The sequence below is a fragment of the Bifidobacterium criceti genome (assembly GCF_002286935.1).
Lineage (GTDB): Bacteria > Actinomycetota > Actinomycetes > Actinomycetales > Bifidobacteriaceae > Bifidobacterium > Bifidobacterium criceti.
Map to the genome: position 1 here is coordinate 377,757 of NZ_MVOH01000006.1, position 22,432 is coordinate 400,188.

The 22,432-nt window shown below is 61.7% G+C and carries 19 protein-coding genes and 4 tRNA genes; 3 read left to right on the forward strand and 20 right to left on the reverse strand.

The genetic code is table 11. From position 1 onward, the window contains the following. Nucleotides 1–55 precede the first annotated feature (55 nt). From rpsI to B1526_RS03405, 9 genes are all read right to left on the reverse strand, one after another. Complete coding sequence (rpsI, locus tag B1526_RS03360; RefSeq protein WP_024540977.1) at nt 56–550, reverse strand: 30S ribosomal protein S9; 495 nt, start codon at nt 548–550, stop codon at nt 56–58. Between the two features lie 20 nt (nt 551–570). Next, the gene (gene rplM / locus B1526_RS03365; RefSeq protein ID WP_095614652.1) at nt 571–1,020 is read right to left on the reverse strand and encodes a 50S ribosomal protein L13; all 450 of its coding nucleotides are present in this window, start codon (nt 1,018–1,020) and stop codon (nt 571–573) included. A 271-nt stretch (nt 1,021–1,291) separates the two neighbouring features. Further along, nucleotides 1,292–2,554 carry a DNA (cytosine-5-)-methyltransferase gene (gene dcm, locus B1526_RS03370; protein WP_095614653.1) on the reverse strand — a complete coding sequence of 421 codons (1,263 nt, stop codon included), beginning with the start codon at nt 2,552–2,554 and terminating at the stop codon, nt 1,292–1,294. A 196-nt stretch (nt 2,555–2,750) separates the two neighbouring features. After that, the gene (locus B1526_RS03375; protein WP_095614654.1) at nt 2,751–4,184 is read right to left on the reverse strand and encodes a Sau3AI family type II restriction endonuclease; all 1,434 of its coding nucleotides are present in this window, start codon (nt 4,182–4,184) and stop codon (nt 2,751–2,753) included. Nucleotides 4,185–4,947: 763 nt separating this feature from the next. Continuing rightward, nucleotides 4,948–7,116 (reverse strand): 4-alpha-glucanotransferase, encoded by a 2,169-nt coding sequence (malQ, locus tag B1526_RS03385; RefSeq protein WP_095614656.1) that lies wholly within the window; start codon nt 7,114–7,116, stop codon nt 4,948–4,950. A 93-nt stretch (nt 7,117–7,209) separates the two neighbouring features. Continuing rightward, nucleotides 7,210–7,878, reverse strand: coding sequence for an AbrB family transcriptional regulator (locus tag B1526_RS03390; RefSeq protein WP_407640989.1), 669 nt, complete (start codon nt 7,876–7,878; stop codon nt 7,210–7,212). Between the two features lie 178 nt (nt 7,879–8,056). Next, nucleotides 8,057–8,701: an IMPACT family protein gene (locus B1526_RS03395; protein WP_095614658.1), complete on the reverse strand. Its 645-nt coding sequence runs from the start codon at nt 8,699–8,701 to the stop codon at nt 8,057–8,059. Further along, nucleotides 8,698–9,711: a D-2-hydroxyacid dehydrogenase family protein gene (locus tag B1526_RS03400; protein ID WP_095614659.1), complete on the reverse strand. Its 1,014-nt coding sequence runs from the start codon at nt 9,709–9,711 to the stop codon at nt 8,698–8,700. The genes B1526_RS03395 and B1526_RS03400 overlap by 4 nt, the downstream gene beginning before the upstream one ends. Before the next feature lie 937 nt (nt 9,712–10,648). Next, nucleotides 10,649–10,738: transfer RNA gene (locus tag B1526_RS03405), tRNA-Ser, on the reverse strand. 628 nt (nt 10,739–11,366) lie between these two features. Between B1526_RS03405 and dinB the strand changes: the two genes are divergently transcribed. Further along, nucleotides 11,367–12,641, forward strand: a complete 1,275-nt coding sequence (gene dinB / locus B1526_RS03410) for a DNA polymerase IV (RefSeq protein ID WP_095614660.1) — start codon at nt 11,367–11,369, stop codon at nt 12,639–12,641. A gap of 9 nt (nt 12,642–12,650) precedes the next feature. On the opposite strand, the gene dapC is transcribed toward dinB, so the two are convergent. The 11 genes from dapC to B1526_RS03465 all read right to left on the reverse strand — a co-directional run bounded on the left by dapC (nt 12,651) and on the right by B1526_RS03465 (nt 21,138). Continuing rightward, nucleotides 12,651–13,814 carry a succinyldiaminopimelate transaminase gene (dapC, locus tag B1526_RS03415; protein WP_095614661.1) on the reverse strand — a complete coding sequence of 388 codons (1,164 nt, stop codon included), beginning with the start codon at nt 13,812–13,814 and terminating at the stop codon, nt 12,651–12,653. A 225-nt stretch (nt 13,815–14,039) separates the two neighbouring features. Further along, nucleotides 14,040–14,363: a ferredoxin gene (fdxA, locus tag B1526_RS03420; protein WP_095614662.1), complete on the reverse strand. Its 324-nt coding sequence runs from the start codon at nt 14,361–14,363 to the stop codon at nt 14,040–14,042. 79 nt (nt 14,364–14,442) lie between these two features. Next, the gene (locus B1526_RS03425) at nt 14,443–16,035 is read right to left on the reverse strand and encodes an amino acid permease (protein ID WP_095614663.1); all 1,593 of its coding nucleotides are present in this window, start codon (nt 16,033–16,035) and stop codon (nt 14,443–14,445) included. A gap of 255 nt (nt 16,036–16,290) precedes the next feature. After that, a complete protein-coding gene (locus B1526_RS03430) occupies nt 16,291–17,541 on the reverse strand; it encodes an FAD-binding protein (protein WP_095614664.1) in 1,251 nt (416 codons plus the stop codon). Nucleotides 17,542–17,662: 121 nt separating this feature from the next. Further along, nucleotides 17,663–17,833, reverse strand: coding sequence for a 50S ribosomal protein L33 (gene rpmG, locus B1526_RS03435; RefSeq protein WP_022858912.1), 171 nt, complete (start codon nt 17,831–17,833; stop codon nt 17,663–17,665). Between the two features lie 54 nt (nt 17,834–17,887). Then, nucleotides 17,888–17,961, reverse strand: a tRNA-Met gene (locus B1526_RS03440). A 4-nt stretch (nt 17,962–17,965) separates the two neighbouring features. After that, nucleotides 17,966–18,037 (reverse strand) — tRNA-Thr (locus B1526_RS03445). A 1-nt stretch (nt 18,038) separates the two neighbouring features. Further along, nucleotides 18,039–18,120 (reverse strand) — tRNA-Tyr (locus B1526_RS03450). 507 nt (nt 18,121–18,627) lie between these two features. After that, on the reverse strand, nt 18,628–18,921 hold the full coding sequence (groES, locus tag B1526_RS03455) for a co-chaperone GroES (protein ID WP_095614665.1): 294 nt from the start codon (nt 18,919–18,921) through the stop codon (nt 18,628–18,630). Nucleotides 18,922–19,182: 261 nt separating this feature from the next. Further along, nucleotides 19,183–20,343 carry a hypothetical protein gene (locus B1526_RS03460; protein ID WP_235607005.1) on the reverse strand — a complete coding sequence of 387 codons (1,161 nt, stop codon included), beginning with the start codon at nt 20,341–20,343 and terminating at the stop codon, nt 19,183–19,185. A gap of 111 nt (nt 20,344–20,454) precedes the next feature. Next, nucleotides 20,455–21,138 (reverse strand): GNAT family N-acetyltransferase, encoded by a 684-nt coding sequence (locus B1526_RS03465; protein ID WP_095614667.1) that lies wholly within the window; start codon nt 21,136–21,138, stop codon nt 20,455–20,457. A 102-nt stretch (nt 21,139–21,240) separates the two neighbouring features. Between B1526_RS03465 and B1526_RS03470 the strand changes: the two genes are divergently transcribed. Beyond that, on the forward strand, nt 21,241–21,876 hold the full coding sequence (locus tag B1526_RS03470; RefSeq protein WP_157908688.1) for a 5-formyltetrahydrofolate cyclo-ligase: 636 nt from the start codon (nt 21,241–21,243) through the stop codon (nt 21,874–21,876). 247 nt (nt 21,877–22,123) lie between these two features. Then, nucleotides 22,124–22,309, forward strand: a complete 186-nt coding sequence (locus B1526_RS03475; protein ID WP_026644654.1) for an FmdB family zinc ribbon protein — start codon at nt 22,124–22,126, stop codon at nt 22,307–22,309. Nucleotides 22,310–22,432 lie beyond the last annotated feature (123 nt).

The window sequence follows — 22,432 nt, forward strand, 5'->3', positions numbered from 1 at the left end:
CAGGCCACCCGCTATGCGGATGGCCTGCAGGATTGCGAGCAATGGAACGCGCAAATTAACGCTTCGAGAACTGCGGCGCACGACGAGCCTTGTGCAGACCCGCCTTCTTGCGCTCGACGACGCGCGCGTCGCGCGTCAGGAAGCCGGCCTTCTTGAGGGCCGGACGGTTCGCGTCACGGTCGATCGCGTTGAGCGCGCGGGCGACGCCGAGGCGGATCGCACCGGCCTGGCCGGTCGTGCCGCCACCGTCCACGAGGACGATGACGTCGAACTTGTTCTCAAGCTTGAGCAGCACGATCGGCGAATTGACTTCACGCTGCTGGAGCTTCGACGGGAAGTACTCCTCGAGCGTGCGGCCGTTGATCGTCCACTTGCCGGTGCCCGGAACGAGACGCACACGGGCGACCGCTTCCTTGCGACGGCCGGTGCCATAGCCCGGGGCGATCGCGGAGGTGCCGGTGCCGGCGCCGGAGTTCGTTTCCGTGGTGAATGCGACGGTGTTCTCAGCCTCGGTTTCCTGAACCGGGGAGTTGTTGGTGTTCTCAGCCATGATATCTATCTCCTAACGGTTCACTTTGCCTGCTGCGAGACCTGTTCGATCTCGAAGACCTGGGGCTTCTGGCCGGCGTACGGATGCTCTTCGCCAGCGAAGACGCGCAGACGGGTCAGCTGGACCTTGGCGAGCTTGTTCTTCGGCAGCATGCCCTTGACGGCGTGCATGATGATGCGCTCCGGCTTGTTCTTGAGCAGCTCGGCATAGCTGTCGCGACGCAGGCCTCCGGGACGACCGGAGTGGGAGTAGAGTTCCTTGTCCATCTTGTCACCGGTCAGCGCGATCTTGTCGGCGTTGATGATGATGACGAAGTTGCCGGAATCGGCGTGAGGAGCGAAGGTCGGCTTGTTCTTGCCGCGCAGCAGGTTCGCCGCGGCGACGGAAAGACGGCCAAGCACGACGTCTTTGGCGTCGATGATGTACCAGTCGTGAGTCAGATCAGCTGGCTTCGGTGTGAAAGTTTTCACGATATACCTTTTCTTTGTATTGTGTTCCGGACTTCCCGGAGCGCTTGGTTAGGGCGTTTCCGTTCGGTCTCATTACCGTGGGCTCCCTGAAAGTCCTTATGGCGAGTGGGAAAGCGCTTTGAAGGACCCCGTAGGGAAACACAACAATCTACTAGTATATCGACTGTCTTGACAACGAGGGTGCGCCTAACACACCGCGCGTCGCGATGACGAAATCGTCGATTTCGACGGCGTGTCGTGAGGTACCAGAAAAGCCGAAGGAAAGATCAGGCTATGCGAGATCGTCGGCGAGGACCCGGCCTATCCGATGAGGTATTCCCGTCACGAGCGCATTGCCCATGCAGAACGCACGATGCCCATCGCTCATCAAACCATCGCCCGTCCAGCCAACCGGGAATTCCTGCAACGCATCCAATTCATCAGGGACCAGACGGCGAAGGCGACCGTTCTGCTCCACCACGTGCTTTGTGCGGGACGCGCCACTACCGCCTTCACCGGTCAGAATCGTGCGGCTTGGCTGATCGAGTGAATCCGGAAAAGCGACGGGACCTTCCGAGTATGTGTACGCATAACCCGTACGGGAGACACGTTCCTCGCGCTTTCCGCCCTTGAGATACTGCCACGACGGCAATTTGGCATCATCGATCCAGAAGGCTTCCGGCACCTGTTCAGCAGGAACCAGAACCTCCCCCAACGTTTTCCGTGGTCCGTCGTATACAGCGTCCACGCGTCGGGTCAACACATGGCCATGCTGCATCACGCCGGCATTCTGGAATTTCGACACGGAATCCCCGACGCCGAAATGCTTGGTGACCTCATAGGGGTCATCGGAAATCGTGAAGCTGTATTCGATATGCTTGTCGCTCTCAACGATTGGGAAAGCACGGGCAATCACGCCTGAATGCATCAACCGGTCATTCAGGTCCCATTCAGGCGCCTCGAATTCGGCGAAGATGTACACGCGCCTGCGACGTTGTGGCATGCCATATTCCGCCGCGTTGATCACATGCCATTCCACCGAATATCCCAGACGGTACAGGCACGAAAGGATGATAGCGAAGTCGCGACCGCGTTGCGACGCAGGCGATTTGAGCAGACGGTCGACATTCTCCAACAGCACATACTTCGGATGACGCATTTCCAGAAGACGGTTGATGCTCCACCACAGAACGCCTTTCTTGCCGTCAATCCCGGATGCGAGCGCGAGCGGTTTCGCCACCGAATAGTCTTGGCAGGGAAAACCACCGACAAGCATGTCGAACTCAGGAATCGCGATGGTTCCCTCCTCGACCTGATCGAGAACCTTGGCGATATCCTCATTGACGCATGAACCCGCCCCGAACCGGTCCTCATAGCAGCGCCATGCGAACTGTTTCGATTCCTGTCCCATAGGCTCCCACTGATTGGCCCAGACTGTCTTAAAGGGACCAGCCGGTTCGCGATGGAATTGGGGGTAGCGATTATCGTCATAGCCCTCAAGTCCCAGACGGAATCCGCCTACTCCAGCGAACAACTCCGCAATGCGTATCGTCATATCTGAGACTCCTTAGGCATTTTCGGCGTGGACTGCCGCGGTCGCGTATGATGGATCCGAACATTCGTTCGGATCCATCATACGCGACCGCGTGACAAAATCAAGCATCCTACTGTATCCCAGCGTGTTGATTTGGCACTAAAACGATTGTGGGCCTGAAGCGTGTGCTTCAGGCCCACAATCGTTCCTTTGTATGTCAGCTGTTGCTTTGCGCATTCCGTGCCAGAATGTCATTCACGATGTAATGGTTCGTAATCCAGAACGACCGTTTCATCTCCTCCCCACCTTGCGGTGTGGGATACGTGTCAGCGCCGTTGCGCGCGTGGGGGCGTACATGGAAAATCGATCCGGTACCGTCCAAGCCCGTTATGGGTGCGAACTGATCGTAGACGCCACGACGCACTTTACGGCGCGTATCTTCGTACACTTTCTCCGCTTCAGCGAACGCATCATCCGGGCAGGTCCACAGCACGACGTCGTCCAAGCGGTATTCGCCGTCACCGTTGTCCCGATACACGACGAAGAGGAAAGGACTGAGCAAGGTCTTGCGCAAATCGCTCTCCTCCCAAGGAGTCTCGGCGATGTCCGACCATTTGAACGCTGGGAACGACACGGATTCCTTGATACGTCCACTCTTCTCAACACGAAGTGTGCGTATGGTGCTTTTACGCAAGCCGGCCTTTTCGAACTCCGCGATGGAAGCATCGCGGTCAATCCCGAATGCCGCCTTGAGCAATGCCATCGTGGACGTGGCATGCGCCTGCTTCGCCGCAGAGCTGCAGGCGCTGTTCAGCTTACGAAGTATCTCTGGGGCGGTCAGCCCGATGTAATCCTTGAAGCGGGAGCGGATTAGCTCTTCAAGCGTAAGGTCGCGCTCATCCTCATCGCGCTGAATCTTCTCAACCTTCTTCTTGGCGAGCAGTCCATTCACCACGTTCGTCATATAGGAGCTTTTCAAAGCCCATCTCCTCGGCTTGGCCGGCACCGGTGAATTCGGCTGCTGAACCATCACACCGTGTCCACTGCCGGTGGTTGCCGCCTCCAGGTACAGCGTGTCTCGGCTGCTGATTTCATGCGCCTTGCCATCGCGAATCTTCGCAATGACCTTCTCCCAGTCTTCCCGAACCTGCGGAAGATCTTCCTCTGGAATGCCCCACAAAGCCACAAGCTCGAATTTCATATCGAAGATGTTGTCCGTGTCATCCCTGTAGTCATACGCCATCAGCAGCACACGTCTCGTTTTGTCCCGCATATGACTGTCTTCGAACGTCTCATTAAGAATCGTCATGTAGTTGATATTGGTGATGGCCAATCGTTCTTTTGCTCGAATATCACCCTTTTTATTTCGAATAAGACCGGTGGTCTTCAGCTCCAGCTCTGTCATGCTGAAATCTGGTGCCTGATTATTGTTGTTCTCGATATCGAAGAAGTATTTCTCGACATTGTCTCCCATCGTGCCTTTGTTCCCCTGTTTTCCAGCGGTTTTCGGCTCCGTGTATCCTTTCGGCTTCACATCATCCGGAATGCCCAGAACCTCACGCAACGTCTGCCCCTCAATCGTCTTGGCATACAGCAGTATCCTCTCCACATTGCTGTCGTCGTAGGTTTCACCACGCACAACCTTTTTCATGGCTTCCTCCCATCAGCGCTCGTCACGCGCACCCTCCATACCTGCTTTGTTGCTAATGTCCAAGTGTATGTGGGACGCACACAAGACACAAACCCCATGCCTGCCCATCCATCCAGAGGAAACGTTATGGTGAGCATCTCCATCAACACGAAAACTCAAAATCTATTAAAATGATTAATCGATAATACGTTCATCTCTTTTGAATGTACGAGTTTCCTTTTCGACACACTCACTTATGGATGTCTGCTGTTGGAGACCGATGAGCATCGCCTGGAGATATCCAATATGCAGGAGGCTGCCGCCGAATTCAATGCGTATGGTGATTTTCCGGTACTCAGATGTCGCGAGCTGAGCAGCAATGAAACCTTCCGACCGTTCCGTGACGCGCCTGTGAAGAAGTATCCCCTTCAAGGGACCATCACAGGCATCGATAAGTCGACGACACCATCGTTCCACCGACAGTCGAATCACCACTCGAACGGACGCAGGGCATCATTGTGCACACCGACAAGACACCGTCACGATATCGGTGAATCTGATGTTCAGCGAGCGCCTGTCCATCATCGTCAGTTCACCGGATGCGGAGTGCACGTTGCCGTCAGTTCAAGAGATTCGGGAATCGTGGCAGGAAAACCCCGATGATGACGTACGTGTGACACGGACGGTCGTGCGGCTGCGCTGAGCACAACGTGCGGATCCGACATAGCAAAGCCCGGCGCACATCGTGTGCGCCGGGCCTTGCATAGTCGAAGGATACCGCGGATCAGGCGTTCATGATCTTCGTGATGCTCTGCAGCAGATCGCCACGGTAGAGGTCTTCGAGCATGACCGCGTCGCCGTTCGCGTCGGCGAGCGGGATGCGCCAGTTCGGATACTCGTTGTCGGTGCCCGGCTGGTTCTGCGCGCGCTTCTCGCCAACGGCGTCCACAATCGACGCAGCGAGCAGCTTGCACGGCGAGCCCTTGAGGCCGCGGTACAGCGCTTCGATGATCTCGGTCTCGTGCGCCGCTTCGTCCTCAAGCAGTGAAGCGTCCAGGTAACCCTGATCCACGAGCATCTGCAGCATCGCGTTGTGCTCGGCGCGGGCGCTCGCCTCGAACGCCTCCGAGCCCTCTTCGAGCAGGCCGAGGCGTTCGCGGATCTTCACGTGCTCGTATTCGAGGTAGCCGGCCGCCGGCGGCAGGTCGTGCGTGTTGACGGACGCGAGCGCATACGGGCGCCAGTGCTTCGGCGGTGTGAACACGCCGTCCATCTGCTCGAACCATTCCACGGCACAGCCGAGGATGCCGTGGTCGGAAAGCGACTTCTGCACGTAATCCGGCACAACACCCAGATCCTCGCCCACGACGATGCCGCCGACGCGGCTCGCTTCGATTGCGAGGATGCCGAGCATCACGTTGTGGTCGTAGTAGACGTAGGTGCCGTCGACCGCCGTGTGGCCCTCAGGGATCCACCACAGGCGGAACAGGCCCAGGATGTGGTCGATGCGCACGGCGCCCGCGCAGTCGAACATGCCGCGCACCATCTCGCGGTAGGAGAGGTAGCCGGTGTTCTTGAGCGCGAGCGGACTGAGCGGAGGCTGGCTCCAGTTCTGGCCCTGCTGGTTGAACATGTCCGGCGGCGCGCCCACGGTGGCGCCCTTGGCGAAGCGCTCCGGGTTCCACCACACTTCGGAACCGAGCGGGTGCACGCCCACGGCCATGTCGGACATGATGCCGATCTTCATGCCCGCCGTGCGCGCCGCCTCCTGGGCGAGGTGCAGCTGCTGCGTCGCGGTCCATTCGAGCCAACGGTAGAACTCGAGCTCATCGGCGTGTTTCTCGCGCAGGTCGATGACCTCCGGGGATTCCTTCGTCATCGTGCGGATCCAGTTGTCCGGCTTGTCTTCCGGCGCGCCCCACAGCTCGTAGCACAGGCACCACGTGGCGTAGGCCTCAAGGTCCTCGCCGCAGCGCGCCTTGTACTCGTCGAACTCGCGCTGGCGTTCCTGGCCGAGGCCCGCGTCGAAGATCTCGCGCAGCGCCGGCTTCTTCTCAAGCCACATCGCGTCGCGGTTGATGAGGTCGGCTTTCGCGTTGAGGCCTTCGACCTTCTCATGCGCGGCCTTGATGCGGCCCTTCGCTTCACCTTCGAGCATGTTGAACTCCGGAATGTCCTCCGGACGGATGTAGGTGAAGTTGACGAAGCGGCGCGAGACCGGCAGGTACGGGGATGGTGTGAGCGGCACGACCGGTTCGGCGGCGTGCAGCGGGTTGACGAGCAGGAAGTCGGCGTCCGTGTAGCGCTTGCCGTCGGTGAGCAGCGTGCGCAGGTCGGAGAAATCGCCGACGCCCCACGAATCCGCGGAACGGATCGAATACAGCTGGGCCATCCAACCCCACAGCGAGCCGTCCTTCATCGGGTCGAGCATCTCAATGCGCTTCGGCGCGCTGATGAGCGTCGCGTTCTCGGTGTGGTCGCCGCTTTCGACGTGCAGCGTGTGGTAGCCGACCGGGATTTCGGCCGGGATGATCAGGTCGGATTCGGCGACGAACTTGCCGTCGATCTCATGGACCTTCGCCTCGGGCATCGGGTTGAGCTTGAGTTCGCCTTCGAACCGTTCGCCGTTTTCGAGGATGAGGGTGATCTGCGCGGGCTCGGTGATGCCGGTGCGCAGTGTCACGTGCGTTTCCTCGCCGACCGTGTGCAGCACGGTCGGGTCGACGAGGCGCAGGTTCTGCTCACGTGTGATGTCGGCGATCGCCTTGTCGATCGCCGCGTCCGACGTGGCGTCGATGCCGAGCGCCCCGAGGACCGCGATGAGCGTCTCATCGGAGATCTCATGGAAATCGCGCGACAATCCGGTATAACTAGTTGCAACGCCCATCATGGACGCCAGACGCACGAGCGGGCGTGCGAGGCGTTCGGGGCTTTCTTCCATCTGCTGTGCCATAACTCCTTAGTGTAAGGCAACAAACGTTGTCAAAACACCGGATGCACACGATTCACCACAGATTTGCCACACAAATACGCGGAATCGTTCCCCTCACTGAGACAGGCGACGACGCGCCGCATGCACGACCTCCGCACTCGGATCGTCAGCCAATCGTTCGACAGTTTCCTGTGATGTGTTGGGATTAAGCGCTACAGCTCGCCGTACCATCGACGACAATACAACGTTTGCATCAGGTTCGAGTTCTGTGCCGAGCCTTGAGAGAAAATCAAGCGTGTCGCTGTCCATATTCGGATCCTGCGCGCCCTCAAGACGCATCTTCCACGACGTGCGCTTGTTATGCAACGCGACGTCGCGCACTTCGGAGACGTCGTCCTTCGTCAGGCGCCCGACAAGCCAGTTCTTGTCGTCGGTGTTCGCGGCGACCGCCTTGCGCACCGCCGCCGACGCGTCCTCGGACAGTTTGACGAGGACGTTCGGGAACGGCATCGTGCTCGCGAGGAACACACGGTCCTCCTCGGGCGTATGTGGATTGCCGGCGACCGCCTCAAGCAACGCCGTCGCGCGCGAGAACGCCGCCTGCTCGCTGCGGTCGGGCAGCGGACGGCGTGCGAACTCGTGCAGTTCCGCGGCATCCGTCGAATGCCGCAGCCGCTCGTACGTGACCGTGAGCGGCTCCGGACGCGCGTCGTGCGCGGTGGTGTCGTCGGATGTTGCCGTATCGTCCACGTTCGCTTCGTCGACAGTCGTATCGTCCGTCATCGTATCGTCCGTCATCGTTCCACCTTCCATCCATCCGAAATCCGCGTCATCGTGCGTCCGTCCACTCTAACAACGGCTGCGCTCAGCGCACACGCCGCATCCGCGCACACGGCGCGCGGATGCGCGCGTATCTGCGCGTGTCACGATGCGGACGCACACAGACATCACCGTTCCACGATCAATGTTCCTCGATCGGTCGCGCGGAGAGCCCAAGTTCCTGTGGTACGACGGCCGCGTTGAACGACTCACGCACACGGTTGAGGAACCGCTCCTCCAACTCCATCGGCACCGCGCACGTGACCTCGACGTGGTCGGTGAACGCGGCGTCCGTCTGCGCGCCGTCACACACCGCGAGCAGCTGCTGGAACGTGCCAAGCTGCGCGTATTCGAGACGGACACGATACTGACGGCACTGCACGATGCGCGCCTTGCGCGCCGCCTTCACCGCGATCGACGCACCCGTCGAATACGCGCGGATGAGCCCTCCCGAACCGAGCAGAATGCCGCCGAAATACCGTGTGACGGCGACGACACAGTCCGTCAGGTCGTTCGCGCGCAGCACATCGAGGATCGGTTTGCCCGCAGTGCCCGACGGTTCGCCATCATCACTCATCCGTTCCATGACGCGGCCGGTATTGTCGGTGACGATCGCGGCGTAGGCGACATGACGTGATTTCGGATGGAGTTCGCGTATATGCTCGACGAACGCGAGCGCCGCGTCGAGATCGTCAATATGGCACGCGTCGCCTATGAACTCGGATTTCTTCTCGACGAACGCGTCATGCGCGGGCGCGTCCGCGGTATCAAGGACCGTGCGCGTCATGCTTCATCCGGATCGACGACGACGTTCTTCTTCCCACCTTCGAAATACGCGGCGATATCCTCGACGCACTGCCGCGTGAGGTTGCGGTTCGCACCATCGGAACGCCACGCGACGTGCGGCGTGAGGACAAGTCCGGGGATGTCGAGGAGCGGACTGTCCGTGGGAAGCGGCTCCTGGTAGTAGACATCGAGTCCCGCGGGGATGTCGCCGCGTTCAAGACGCTTGACAAGCGCGCCCGGGGCGATGATCTCCGCGCGCGCCGTGTTGACGAACATCGTGCCCGGGCGCAACGCGTCGAGCTCCGCGGAACCGATCATGCCACGCGTGCCGCCGACGAGCGGCATATGGATCGAGACGACGTCCGCGCTCGCGAACAGCTCCTTCATGTCCGCGATCGGCGTGACGTTGTGCTCGGTGTACCGTTCGCGCGGGCCGCGCCCCGAATTCCACGCGGTCACATGCATGCCGAAGCCCTGCGCGATGCGCGCGACCGTCTGCCCGATGCCGCCGAAACCGACGATCGCGAGCGTCTTGCCGGCGAGTTCGACACTGCTCACACCATTCCAGTCGCCTGCGCGCAGTTCGCGGTCGAGGTCGCCGACGCGGCGCGCGAGTTCGAGGATGAGCGCGAACGTGAACTCGGCGACGGCCGCGTCACCGTAGTGGCGTACGTTGCAGACGCGGACGTTGAGCTCGCGCGCGAGGTCGAAATCGATGTAGCTCGCGACGCCCGTACCACCGAACGCCATGCAGCGCACCGTGTTCGCGAGCGCGCGCAGCATGTCGTCCGAGATGTGCACGCCGATGACGATGACGGCGTCGGCGCCTTGCGCGCGTTCGACGAACGTGTTCGCGTCGAGCGTGTAATCCTCGAACATGCGCACGCGCGCGATGCCGTCGAGGAGCGCGAGCGCATCCTTGAGCGGGGCGACCATGTCCTCGAACACGCACGGAATCGCGACGAGCGGCAGATCGGTGCGGTCGGCCTGGGTTTCGTAGATCTGGTTCATGCGTTCTACTGTAGCGCCGCGTATGTTTCCGGTGGGTGTGCGGAGTGCGGGGGATGTGGGGGCGCCAATGTGGGCGGCGTCCCAATGTGTGTGGGGGGCGGCGTCCCAATCCGTAGGCGTTATCTGCCCAACCACCCGCTGCAGCCCCTCCCCGCATCCCAATCCGCAGACGCCACCCGCAACCCCACCCGCAGCGTCCTAATCCGTAGGTGTTATCTGCCAAACGGGACGGAAACAGCCCGTTTTGCGTCCCAATCCGCAGGCGCCACCTGCAACCCCACCCGCAGCGCCCCAATCAGTAGGCGTCATCTACCAAACCACCCGCCGCAGCCCCTCCCCGCATCCCAATCCACAGACGCCACCAACCAAACCACCCGCAGCGTCCCCATCAGTAGGCGTCATCTACCAAACGGGACGGAAACAGCCCATTTTGCATCCCAATCCGCAGACACCACCCGCAATCCCACCCCGCAGCGTCCCACACAGCAGCCACCCCCTACCAAAACGGACGGCAATACCCGGTTTTGCGCCCCACCCTGCAGATCCCACCGACGGAACCGGACGCATACATCCGATTTTGTGTCCCAATTTGCAGACGCCATCTACCGCTCCGCCCGCGGCGTCTCATATCGGTGTCCATGAAACAGTTTCATATTTGCAATAGTTTGCAAAGCGTACTACAGTGGCGAATCGAGGCTGTGGACAAAGGCGTACCGCGGCTTCGCCTACATTGCACCCCATCACGCTACTACGCGCGTCAGCGTACCCCGGTGCAAAACTGCGCAACAACCACCGCACTCCGGTACTCTACGACGCGTGTCACCATACCACCGCGCGTGAAAACCCGCAGCACGGTACGCTAAGGCACTCGTCAGCGTACCGGAGTGCGGAATCGGATAGCAAAAGGTCGGAACTGGAGTGCAGTTCCGACCTTTGTTGGCGGAGTCAGAGGGATTCGAACCCTCGAGCCGCTAACGCGACTAACACCTTAGCAGGGTGCCCCTTTCGGCCACTCAGGCATGACTCCACGTTGCACTTCAAAAGCGCAACAGCATGTAAGCATAGCAGCTCACCCAGACCAACACAAATCCCACTCCTGTTGCGTGTCACCGTGCGCACCCTACAACGGGCATATGCGCCAATGTCGGCGGCCGGATCAAACCCAGGCCACACACGGCGTCCCAAATCGCAGATGCCATCTGCGTATCCACTCGAAAGCGCCATCATCGGCGTCCCAATTCGCAGGGTCGGACTGCAAAACGGGACGGAAACGGCACTGTTTGCGTCCCAGGTCGTAGGTCCGGCCTACGGAACGGGACCGGACATAGGCGGGTTTGCGGGCGGGTTTGCAGACACGGACTACGGAACGGGACGCTGTGTCCCGAAACGCAGGACGCGCCAACCAAACGGGACGGAAACGGCACCGGATGCGAGCGGATTCGCAGACACGGACTACGGAACCGGACACAGCGGGCCGAAACGCAGGACGCGCCAACCAAACGGGACGGAAACGGCACCGGGAGCGGGCGGGTTCGCAGATGTGGGCTACAGAACCGGACACAGAATCCCGCACCGCAGCCACGCACCGCGCACCCCGTCTGCAACTACACTCCACCTATTCGAACAAATGTTCTCAACCATGTACAATGCTGCATATGAGTACAGCACCACGCATCGCCGCGGCGAAACGCGACTGGGGCCACGACGAGCGTGGCTGCACGGTGCTGCACATCGACATGGACGCGTTCTTCGCGTCGCTCGAAATCGCGCGCCACCCCGAACTCGCGAACCGTCCCGTCATCGTCGGCACCGGCAACCGCGCGGTCGTCTCGGCGGCGAACTACGAGGCGCGCACATACGGCATCAATTCCGCGATGCCGGCGTCGCGCGCGCACCAACTGTGCCCGAACGGCGTCTTCCTGCCCGTCGACCACCACTACTACAGCCGCGTCTCGCGCGAGATCTTCGGCGGCATCTTCAGTCAGGTGACGGACCGCATCGAGCAGGTCTCGGTCGACGAATGCTATATGGACGTCGCGGGTGCGCTCCTCGAATGGCGGTCGCCGACGCGCATCGGCGCATGGCTGCGCGAACAAGTACGCGCACGCTACCACATCACATGTTCCGTCGGCGTCGCGTCGAACAAGCTCGTCGCGAAAATGGCGTCGACGAACGCGAAACCCGACGGCCTGCTCCTCATCCCCGTCGCGCGCCAGGCCGAATTCGTGCAGATGATGCCGTTGCGTGGCATTCCCGGGATCGGCCCGTCGCTCGAACGCCGCCTCAACGAACACGGTGTCGATTCGGTGCGTGCGCTCGCGCAGATCGACCTTCCGCTCCTCGAAACGATGACGAATTCGCGCGCGACCGCGCAACGTCTTCACGATGCGGCGCGCGGCCTCGATTCCCGTGAGATCGTCACACACACGCCGGAGAAGTCGATCGGTGCGGAACACACGTTCGAACACGATGTGACGGACGCGGCGGAAGTGTGCGCACTGCTGCGACGCTGCTGCGACGATGTCGCGTCGACATTGCGCCGCAAAGGCTTCGTCGCGCGCACGGTCACCGTGAAACTGCGGTTCCCTGATTTGAGTGTCACGACGAAATCGTTGACGATCGAACAGCCGACCGACGCCGCGAGCGCACTGCTGCCGGTCACGTTCAGGTTGCTGCGCGCGATGCTCGGCATCGCCGCGGACGCCGCGCCGACGCGGCTGCCGCGCGCGATACGCCTCGCCGGGATGTCGGTGAGTTCGCTTGCCGAGCGCACGAAGACGGTTGTGCAACCGACGATCGACGATATGCTCGCGGAGAGCGGCGTCGACGGTCACACGTCGTCGACGCAGACGCGGCTGCGCGGCGCGGAGGAAACGCTCGACGCGATCCGCAGCCGTTTCGGTGCGGACAGCGCGCGCCTCGGCATATGAGTGCGACGCCTACCGCGCGCCGCCCACGCGCAGCCGCGCGACGGCGGCCGCGATGTCCTCGTCGCTCACGGTCACTGAGAACCGCAGATACGCGCCATCGCCGTAGAATTCACCAGGGCTTGCGATGATGCCGAGCGACGCGAGGTCCTCCATGTCCTGCCAGCAGTCGCCGGACTTCGCCCGCACCCACACATAGAGCGCGCCCTGCGGCATCGCCGCGTCGTATCCGTACGCGCGCAGCCCTTCGACGAGTGCACGCAGCCGCGCGGCGTAGCGGTTGTGCTGGAGGCGTACTTCGTCGGTCGCGCGCAGCCCCGCCGTCATCGCCGCCTGCACGGGGCCCGGCACGATGAGGCCGAGTTGTTTGCGCATGTTCGTCATATCGTGCACGATTGCGTCGTCGCCCGCGATGAGTGCGGTCCTGTACCCCGCCATGTTCGACTGTTTGCTGAGCGAATACAATACGAGCACACCGCGCGCGTCGCCTCCGCACACGTCGGCGCGCAACGCGCACGGCGAACCGACGAGACCTTCCGCATCATCCTCACCGTCCGCATCGTCGTCCCACGTCATCATCGCGTAGCATTCGTCGGACAGCACAACGGCGCCGACCGCGCGCGCCGCGTCGACGATCGCGCGCAATTGCGCGGCGTCGAGCGTCGCACCCGTCGGATTGTTCGGAGAGTTCACCCACACCGCCTTGACGCCGGGCACATCCTTCCACGACGCGACATCGGCGACATCGTCGACCTTATATACACGCGCGCCCGCGACCTGCGTACCGATTTCGTACGTCGGATAGGACACGCGCGGCTGCACGACGACGTCTCCCTCCCCCAGATGCAGCAGCGACGCCATCATCGCGACCGCTTCCTTCGAACCGACCGTCGGCACGACGTCGGCGCCTATGTTCGAAAGTTCGACATCGCGGCATTCGCGGAACCATTCGTGAATCGCGGCGCGCAGTTCCGCGGTGCCGACGGTCGCCGGATACCCGTACGCGTTCGCGGCGCCTGACGCGTCCGCGAGCGCGGCGCGTACGGCGTCGGGCACGTCGTCGACCGGGGAACCAATCGACAAATCGATCATGCCGTCCGCGACTTCGCGCGCGCGTTCCTTGTACTGCGCGATGCGCGACCAGTCATACGGTGACGAGAAATCATGGAATCCCATCCCACGCTCCTTTTGGGTGTTGTGCGGCGTTGAATTGTGCCGTTTGTGCTGACGTACTGCTGACGATTATCGTTCCCGACATTGACGATGCGACGTGGACGTATCCGCACATGCGCGCACACAGCCGATGGCCCGCGCGTCCCCGTTGGGACGCGCGGGCCATCGGCTGTGTGCGCGAAGTTCGCAGACGTCGCGAATCATACGAACAATGCGCGCGGTACGAACTCAGTCGGCGTTCTGCGGCGGCAGTTCGGCGACGCGCTGCGGATCCTTCCCGATCGGGCCGGCGGCCTGCGCACCGCCGAGGTCGCCGACTTCGGCGAAGAACTCAATCGCGGCGTCCTTGTACCACTCCCACTCCTCCGGCAGATCGTCCTCGTAGAAGATCGCCTCGGTCGGGCAGACCGGTTCGCATGCGCCGCAGTCGACGCATTCGTTCGGATTGATGTACAGCGAACGCTTGCCTTCGTAGATGCAGTCAACGGGGCATTCGTCCACGCACGCCTTGTCCTTGACGTCCACGCAAGGTTGGGCAATCACATAGGCCATCGGTGTCCTCCTTATGAATCCGTTCCAGACTACCGCGCGCACACGGCTGCGCAAAGTGCATCGCGCGCGTCGCGCGGCGTCACTTGTCGTGCCGTGCGCGCGCCGCCTTCGCTTGCGCTGCGGCGGTTTGTTTCGCGGTGAGCTCGACCTGTTCGATGCGCTGTTCTTTGTCGAACCGTTCGAGTTCGGCGTCAAGTTCGCCTGTGCCAAGGCGCGCGTGGCCGTAGCTGTACGTGAAATAGATGACGAAACCGACGACGAGCCACACGAGGAAGCGGATCCACGTGAGGACCGTGAGGTTGAGCATGAGCCAGAAGTTCGCGAGCGCGACGAGGATCGGCACCCACGGGTTGCCGGGGATGCGGAAGGTGCGCGGCAGGTCGGGGCGCTTCTTGCGCATGATCGGGATCGCGAGCGCGACGAGCGTGAACGCGGACAGTGTGCCGATGTTGACCATGTCGGACAGCACATCGATGTTGAAGCATGCGGCGACGAGCGCGACGACGACGCCGACGACGATCTGCAATGTCGCGGGCGTGCCGTGTTTGCCGGTGCGGGAGATCGCGCGTGGCAGCAGGCCGTCGCGGCTCATCGCGAACACGACGCGCGTCAGGCCGAGCAGCAGCACCATGACGACGGTCGCGAGACCGAGCACGATCGCGAAACTGATGATCTTCGCGGCCCAGTCGGCGCCGACGAGTTCGAACGCGGTCGCGAGCGACGGGCTGTCGACGGACGCGAGCTGCTTGTAGGAGACCATGCCGGTCGTCACGATCGCGACGAGCACGTACATGACAATGACGAGGAGCATGCCGACGCCGATGCCGAGCGGCACGTTGCGCTTCGGGTTCTTCGTCTCCTCGGACGCGGTCGCGACGACGTCGAAGCCGATGAACGCGAAGAACACGAGCGCGGCGCCCGAAAGCACACCCGACCATCCGTAGATCGTCGGCTTCATATGCGTCATCCACTGCCACAACGGCTGTGCCATGCTGCCGCCGAGTTCGCCGTGCTGCACATGGCTCGCGGGTTCGCTCGGAGGTACGAATGGTGTGTAGTTCGCGGCTTTCACATAGAAGAAGCCGACGACGACGACGAACACGACGATCGCGATCTTGAGGATCGTCATCGCACCGTCGACGCGCGCGCCGATTTTCGTGCCGAAGACAAGCAGGACCGTGAAGAATCCGACGATGATGATCGGTGCGAGGTCGAGGTGGAACGAACCGAACGTGAGGTTCGTGTTCCAGTGCAACCCCATGAGCCGCATGAAGTCGTTGAGGTAGACGCCCCAGTATTTCGAGATGACGGAGCCTGCCATGAGCATTTCGAGGATGAGGTCCCATCCGATGATCCACGCCATGATCTCGCCGATCGTCGCGTACGTGAACGTGTACGCCGATCCCGCGACGGGCATGATCGACGCGAACTCCGCATAGCACATGACGGCCGCGCCGCACACGACGCCCGCGATGATGAAGCTGATGATGACCGCCGGTCCCGCGTGGAACGCCGCCGCCTGCGCGCCCACGGAGAAGATGCCCGCGCCGACGGCGACCGCGACGCCCATGACCGCGAGGTCCCACCATCCGAGGCTGCGTTTGAGCGAATGCCCCGTCTCGTTCGTTTCCGCTATCGTCTGTTCGACTGACTTCGTTCTGAATATCTGCACGATGCCACCTTGTTCATGTTTCGTCTCTCCTATGTGCAGCTGGCGTTCATGAGCTTTTGGCGTGACCTGTTGTGCAGGCGATGGTAGCCAGATACGCAGCTCAGTGTAAGTCGCACCCTGTGCGACGTTCACCATGAGCGAGATTCTTCGAAAACGCATACGCGCATGTGCACATCCATTGTGCACATGCGCGTGGGAGACATCGTCGATCGTGACGTCGTCGCGAACGCAGTCGCCATCCGCGAACGTCGTCGGTCACGACAGTTGTGCGTTGATGATGACAGGTTCTGGGACGAGCGTCACATTGAATTGTCGGCGTACGCCGTCGCGGATCGCGGACGCGAGTTCGAGGATGTCGGCGCACGTCGCGCCACCGCGGTTCGTGAGCGCGAGCGTATGCCTGCTCGACAGCGCGGCCGGCGCGTCCTCGCGCACACGGTAGCCTTTGTGGAATCCGGCGTGGTCGATGAGCCACGCGGCCGAAAGCTTGACACCCGTCGAACCGTCGGGAAGCGTCGCCGGATACTTCGGTGAATCGTCGGGCAACGTGTTCGCGATCTGTTCACTCACGATCGGGTTCATGAAGAAACTGCCGCAGCTGTGGCGATCGTAGTCCTCGTTCTCGCCGACGGTCGCTTCCATATGCTCGTTGACGACGTCCGCGGGCGCGTCATGGTGGGTGACGAAACGCTGCTGCGCGCGGATCGCACGTTCGACCTGTTCGGGACGTTTCTCGTCGGCCATGACCGGCAGACGGTAGCGCGTCGCGTCCTCGAGCATCGCCTTCGACGCACGCACGTCGAGCACCGCGTCACGCAGACGGCCGATCGGGATACGGTCCCTGAGGTTCGCGTGGAGCGCGGCCGCGAGCTGCGGATAGTTGACGGTGCCCGTCTTCGTGTGCGTGAGCGCGAACGTCACGGACAGCACAATGTAGCGCGGCGACGGATAATACTCCTCGTTCGGCACCCCCGGCGCCTTGTACATGCTTGTCTTGAGCAGGCTCGAGCGGTATCCGAACTGCATTTCGACGTTCGACAATGTCTTCGTCCGCCGGTCCTCGCGGTCCCACACTTCGACCGATTCGACACTCGTCGCGACCTCCTGGCCGTACGCGCCGATGTTCTGCACGACGCTCGCGCCGACGTTCCCCGGGATCCCGGAGAGTCCTTCTATGCCTTCGAGGCCGCGTTCGACGCAGAACGCGACGAGGTCGTCCCAATTGCAGCCGGCTTCGGCGGTCACGTGCACGGTGTTGTCGCCGTCCTCGACCGGATCGGCTTCGTCGGGCACGGTGATGAGGCGGCGCGCGTCACGCACGACGATGCCATGGAAGTCGCCGTCCGCGGCGAGCAGGTTCGAGCCCCCTCCGATGACACATACAGGGATGCCGTGCGCGTCCGCGTGTTCGATCTCCTCGATGATGCTCGCACGTGTCGTGGGTTCCATGAAATGATCGATATTGCCACCTACACCGATGGTGGTGAGCTCTGCGAAAGTAGTCATATCCCCACACTAACAAACCACGTGCACGCTCGCGCGGGTTCAGCTGCGCACATAGCGCACGATGACGAAAACCCGGCCAATGTGTGGCCGGGTTTTCGTCGAAAGATCGGTTCCGCTCGAATCAGCGGGTCTCGCGGTGCAGCGTCTGCTTGCCGCAACGCGGGCAGAACTTCTTCAGTTCGAGACGGTCGGGCGTGTTGCGACGGTTCTTCGTCGTGATGTAGTTACGCTCTTTGCACTCGGTGCATGCCAGCGTGATGCCCGGACGGATGTCTGCGCTCTTGCTTGCCATCTAGTTCACCTCTTGTTGTCGAATAGGTGGGGCCGGTTTCCCGGCCCCGTATAGTAGCGAGAAAGAGACTCGAACTCTTGACCTTACGATTATGAGTCGTACGCTCTAGCCAGCTGAGCTATCCCGCCAGAGAGCCTCGAGTGAGAATCGGACTCACGACCTCTTCCTTACCAAGGAAGTGCTCTACCACTGAGCTATCGAGGCGTGGCGGATAGTGGATTCGAACCACTGAAGCACGAAGCGCCTGATTTACAGTCAGGTCCCTTTGACCGCTTGGGAAATCCGCCATCGTTATCGGTTGAAGGTTCAACCGGCAACTTGGCTAGTATGCCACGGGAGGGGAACTTTCTGCAAGTTTCGGCGTGTCGCATTGCCCTGCCTGGATATATGCGTTGCGGAAGGCTTGAAACAGGTGCGTTCCGCGCCCTGTGACGACGTGTGCACTGCGCGCGTGCTGTGCCACCGCCCGCACGTTGTACATCCCCGTGCTCCGTGACGGCCTGTCCGTTCGGCGTGCCCTATGGTGTTGGGCCATTCTCGCATGCGGCGTTTGGCCGCACATACGCATCAACAGGAATCGCCCCCGCGTATTCCCCTCCATCGTTCCGCACGATATTACTCCGCACTATTTGTGCCGCAGTGCGGTACGGTGAGCGGTATCAGCGTGCCGCACTGCGGCACAGGGCGCATTTTGGCACGCGAAAGCCCCGCACGCCGGAACGGCAGTGCGGGGCTTTCTCCACGACACACGATATGCACGTGCGCGCACAGGGCGCGTGGGTGTCGCCGTGATATCAGGCAAGCACCGCGAGCACGTCGCGCGCGGCCACGATGAGGTAATCCTCACCCTGGTAGTGCACTTCGGTGCCGCCGTACTTCGAGTACAGGATCTTGTCGCCGACCTTGACATCCATCGGGATGCGCTCGCCCTTGTCGTCACGACGGCCAGGTCCGACGGCGAGGACTTCGCCCTGCTGCGGCTTCTCCTTGGCGTTGTCCGGGATGAACAGGCCCGAAGCGGTCTGCGTCTCGGCCTCGGCCTGCTTGACGATGATCTTGTCTTCCATTGGAATGAGTGGGAACGACACGACGTACCTCCTCTTTCTGCATTGCTGCATGCGAACAAACATGTTTGGTCTCGCTCGGGAACGAATACGTCAGGCGGCTGACGATTCACTTGCCGCACCCGTTCCGTCGCGCTAGTTGCCTATCCTACCGCGACGGGTAGCACTCTGCCAACTCGAGTGCTAAAGCTGTCAGAGAAACCGTTGGCATATATGGAAAACACCGAACGAACCATCGGTCGGTGTTTTCCATCAACGTCCCTTTATGCGAAGTCCATGCGAGGTTCAGCTGCCGCGGCGCGCGAGGATCGATTCGAGGTTCGATCCGAGCGAATCGCTCGTCTCGTCGGGTGCTTCGACCGACGCCGTCCGTTCGCTCTCGTGGAACGCGACGGAATCGTTGACGTGCGCGGTCGCGCCCGTGGATGACGTATCGTCCGCGACGTTCACGTCGCCGGCGGCCATATCGCGCGCTTCCGCCGCGTCGCGCGCATCGTCTGCGGCGCCCATCGGTTTCGGTTCGGCTTTCGCGACCTGCTTCGTCGATTTGATTTCGAGGCTCTCGGGGGCGTTGTGCGGATGTTCGACACCGTTGCGCGGCGTACCGAGCGAGAACGAGATGAGGTCCTGGTTGACCGCCATATCGAACGCGTCGACGGCGGACGACGGAGAGATCTCGGACAGTTCGTTCGTTTCGTCGAGCGGATAGACGTTCATTTCATCACGTACAACGAGCTGCGCGTGTTCGGAACGGTCGGTGTCCGCGACCGCCGCCTCGACGTCGGTGCGCTCCACGGTGGCTTCGGCATGCGTCGACTGCGCGTCACGCTGCGCCTGTTCGCGGCGCGCGAGCGCTTGCGCCTGTTCGACGCGCGCCTGATGCAATGCGCGGCGTATCTCACGCTGTTCCATGACGTCGGTGCGTGTCTCCTCGCGCGCGGCGGCCTCGCTCGGACGTTGCGGCTGCGCGGACTGCGCGTCGGCGGCGGCATCGTCGACGCTCCGTCGTGCGACGCGCTGCGGACGCATGCGCTGCTTGCGTTTGAGTTCCTGTTCCTTCGCGGCGGCCTTCGTCTCCCATGCGCGCGCCTGCTTCGACGCGCGGATGCCGAGCACGCATACGAGCGCGAGCAGACCTGCCGGGATGAGCGTGTACCACGGGCTGAAGTGGAGGACGAACGCGAGGACGAGGATGACGACGGACGCGGTGAGGAGCGCGCCTGCGATCATTTTGCGGCGGCGCGCCGCGGCACGACGAAGTGTGCGTACATGGGCCACATACTCACGGTATTCGCGGTACGCGCCCTGTTCCTTCTGCGTCGCTGGCATTATCGCCCCTTTCGTCTTCGGCGAATCGACGTCGTTGAACGTCGTGCCGCTGCGCTCATCGACAAGATGCAGCGAAGCGGAGTATCGGTCCGACCGATGCTTCATCACCTTTCTCATGCCGTCGACCGTCCTGCGAGGCAGCCATACCGCCATGATGATTCCGACCATCACCAAGATCACAAGTGTGCTCAGTGATTCGTAACCCATAGTTCTTAAGAATAAGAGAAATTAGGACAATGACGAAACGCGCTCGCCGGGCGTGTCGTCAAGAAAACGCCGCGCAAAGCCATCCGGTGCGTCCTCTGCGAGCAGACTGTACGATTCGTGGTCGCGCCATTTACCATTGATGAACATATATTTTCTACGGACTCCCTCATATTTCGCGCTTACTTTCTGCACAACGCGGCGCGAACGTTCGTTTTCGGGGAGGATGTCGATTTCGATGCGATGCAGGTTCGGACCGTCCGGATCGTGGAGCGCCCAGTCCGCGAGCATCGCGACGGCAAGCGGCGTGAATCCTCTGCCGGCGTAATCGTGGGCGATCCAATACCCGACGATGCCGCAGCGCATCGCGCCGAGCATGACCGCACCGAGTGAGATCTGTCCGACGATGCGCCCCTCGAACATGATGACGAACACGATCGCGGCCCCCGCACGCTCATCGCGGCGCTGCATGCGGATCCATTGGGGGAACGTGACAAGACGGCGGCGCATCGGGTCGTTCGACTCCCACGGATCGAGCCACGACGCGTTGCGCGCGCGCACCTCGTCCCATTCGGCCTCGTCGGCGGCCGTCATCGTACGCAACGTGAGCGCGGGTGCATCGGCCGGGGCGAGGAGCGCGACAGGCGTCACGAACGCGTTCGCCGGATCGTATTGCATCGCGTCGCGGAAAGCTTGGAACAACGTCACCCCATCATTCTTGCACGCCGCCGCGCCACGGGGACGACGCCGATGGTCACTTCATGGCGTAACGCACCGCATCGGAAACCGGCACATGGTAGAACAAAGCCCATGACGAATGCGAGACAGACGATCGACGAGCGCAAACGCGCACTGCGCCACAGCATCATGAAAAACCGGCAATATACGACGACGATGGAACGCATCGACGCCGGCGAACTGTGCGCGGACGCGTTTTTCGCGCTCCCGTTGTTCCTCCGCGCGCGAACGCAGCCACCCACGATCGCATGCCACGTCTCGATGGGAACCGAAATCAGCACACTGCCGGTCCTCAGTGAGGCGGTACGCCGCGGTTGCCGTCTGCTCGTGCCGCGTCTCGGCACCGGCAGGGACATCGGATGGTCGTCGCTTACGTCGGTCGAGGAAGTCGACGCGTTGCACCATGAGGACACCGCGCGCTCCGGCCATGCGATGCGACCGGATGAGCCCGACGCCGAAACGCTTCCGGCGCAGGCGCTCGCCGACGCCGACGCCATCGTGCTGCCTGCGCTCGCCGTCGACAGTCGTGGTGGCCGGCTTGGGCGCGGCGCCGGTTGGTATGATGAGGCGCTCATGCACGCGGCCCCGTCCGCGCCGCGCATCGCGATGTGCTGGTCGTCCGAATTCATCGGGGATCCGCTACCGCAATCGCCGCACGATGTTCCCGTCGACGCGGTGCTCACGGAGCACGGAGTCACGTTCATCTGATGACGAACATGGGTATCCGGTATGTTGTGTGACACGTTGGCGGTTTGTTTTTGTTCGTATTGACGTTGTGTTATCCACAACATTGTGGATAGCGTCCGATGTTTCCACAACCATCCATGATTTCCACAATGAGTACCGACCCGATGTGGATTCGTCGATGCGCTCATGCACACATGTGAGTAGTCTCTGGATGAGGATACGAGCATTCGCGCGCGCACGCGCATACAGACATAGAGGAAGGAGCATCATGCCCGTCTACCATTACCGTTGCAAGCACTGCGGCTACGACTTCACCGAACACCAGTCGTTCGACGACAAGCCGATCACGGTCTGCCCCAAATGCGGGGAACCGACCGTGCACAAGGTCTACTCGGCCGTGCCGATCACGTTCAAAGGAAGCGGATTCTACCGCACCGACAAAGGCTCGAAGTGAACTGAGCGCCGACGTTGGGCGGATGATGTGATCGTGCATCCACAGTGGTGTGGATGCACACGTGCATGCCGCGCGCGCATTATCCACAATCCACATCGGTCTGCGGTGTGTCATCCACAAATG